A 1911-nucleotide genomic window follows, 5' to 3' on the forward strand; every position below is an offset into this window, starting at 1 on the left:
CTTTTTTTTCGCCAGTGTTCATTTTTTGTTTTCATAAGTGACTATAATTAATGGTTTAATTTTTAGTCAACCTATTTTAGGAAAATTCATTGGCTTAAATTGCTGCTAACGTGATTTTGTATGGTTAGTTGCGTGATTTAAGGAACTAATTTAGCAAATAAATCACAGATAGAATATTCCGCAGGAATGTTCGTAAGTAAGCTTAAAACAAGCAATTAATTATACACGGTGTTGCCAGTAGTTATTTTTTCACGTTCAGAAGGTCAATTCCGTAAACGAGCTTTATTTTGTCTTTATTTTTTTCCTCTGTAAGCATATAATAGTGGTTCAAATGGTCAGCACGATAAATAGCAACAAGTTTTCCTTTGTCAAACAATTCAAATTCATAGTAATCTACTTTAAACTTTGGCTCAATTTCTTTGGGGTAAACTTGTCTGATATATTTTAGTTTTCCGTTTTCAATTTCGATTCCGCCACGACTTACGAGTTTATCATTCAATTCCCTTTTTTCGTGTCCATAATAAAAGTTTCCATCAATGTCGAAAGTATAAGTTCGGTATATAATCGTGTCAGATTTTCTTTTAATCCACTCAATATTGTATCCGTATTTGAAATGGTCAATTTCAACTCTCGTTTCAGTTTCGTTTAGTTTCCAGTCAGATGAGAAATCCGAATCAAATTTCCGATGATGTTTTATCAGACTTATTGTATCATTTTCTTTAATCAACTTCTCAAATTCAATTCCACTTTCGGAAGGTTCCATTTGTGAGTATGAAGTCAAAAATGAAAACGAAAATATGATGGCGAAGAGGTATTTCATAATTACTGGCAACGTTTAGGCTATGGTTAGTACGGGAATTAAAAGTAGTGAACTTTCGATTGAGCACTTAGCCAAAGCTTTTTATTTTGTTTCATCTTTTCATTTTAAAGCCAAATCAAAAGATTTGGCGGACTTGGTTAAAAGCTCTAAACTTTGGGTCAAGTACCAAAACCCGTATTAATTATAGCCATTGTTGTGTACCGTTTTTTATTCTTTAGCTATTAAATCTAAGACACGCGCACTGTCCCATTCTTTAGTATCATTATTGAATTTTTTTTGCCATTGAATTTCTTTAATATTTATTTTGTCAGCCACAAGGCCTGTCCATTCAACATTAAAATTTTCTTTAATAAGCAACTCTTTAATTCTATACCCTATATTTTGACAAACTTGTTCATCACTTGTTAAACTGTTGAAACCAATATGTAGATTATTTGAGTCAATAACACCCTCTAAATCTTGATAATGATAAAAGCAATAACCAATTGGTTTTGGTTCTATATTGAATTCTTCAAAGTCATCGAGTAGACTATCTATTTCTGGTTTAATATCTGAATTCTCATAACCTTCATTGTGTAACGAAATTATCTTTTCATTACATAGTTGGTCAAAAACTTTTTTTAGTTTTTCAGGGTCAGTTGGATGTTGCCAAAGTAAACTGTCTGTTAATTGAATTTCATATTCAGATTTTATTGTTTCTTTTATCCATTTTTTCGTTGTTTTGTCAGTTAGTTCAAAGTCTTCAATTATGCGTAATATAATCTCAAAAAGTTCTTTTTTAGAGTGAAATCCCATTGCAGTATAGGTTTTAATTTTCTCATAAACTTCAATCTGATTTTCTGTCATAGTTTTTTTGTAAATGGTACACAACGTTGTTGTATAAGATTAGTTGCGTGTTTTAAGCAATAAAGTTAGCAAATAAATCACAGATAGAAAGTGAAGTGCACCCAAATGTTTAGACAAATTTATAATTAATTTTGATAATAATTAGCTCGATATTCAATCGGGCTCATACCATTTAAATTTTGTTTAATTCTCTCATTATTATAATATTTTATATAGACTTTAATCTCTTTTTTTAACTGAGATAT

General features: G+C 30.0%; 3 protein-coding genes. All 3 read right to left on the reverse strand.

From position 1 onward, the window contains the following. Window positions 1-241: 241 nt before the first annotated feature. On the reverse strand, window positions 242-763 hold the full coding sequence (locus M4I23_RS19390) for a hypothetical protein (protein ID WP_249755509.1): 522 nt from the start codon (window positions 761-763) through the stop codon (window positions 242-244). 264 nt (window positions 764-1027) lie between these two features. Then, entirely contained in the window at window positions 1028-1666 is a 639-nt protein-coding gene (locus M4I23_RS19395; protein WP_249755510.1) for a hypothetical protein, read from the reverse strand. A gap of 125 nt (window positions 1667-1791) precedes the next feature. Then, window positions 1792-1911: IS3 family transposase (locus M4I23_RS19400; RefSeq protein WP_249754501.1), on the reverse strand; the 120-nt coding region annotated here is incomplete at its 5' end.

Source organism: Algibacter sp. L4_22, assembly GCF_023473045.1.
GTDB lineage: Bacteria > Bacteroidota > Bacteroidia > Flavobacteriales > Flavobacteriaceae > Algibacter.

Excerpts from the sequence above, each read along its gene's own strand:
- M4I23_RS19390 (WP_249755509.1), bottom strand. The coding sequence starts at position 763 with ATGGAACCTTCCGAAAGTGGAATTGAATTTGAGAAGTTGATTAAAGAA.
- M4I23_RS19395 (WP_249755510.1), bottom strand. The coding sequence starts at position 1,666 with ATGACAGAAAATCAGATTGAAGTTTATGAGAAAATTAAAACCTATACT.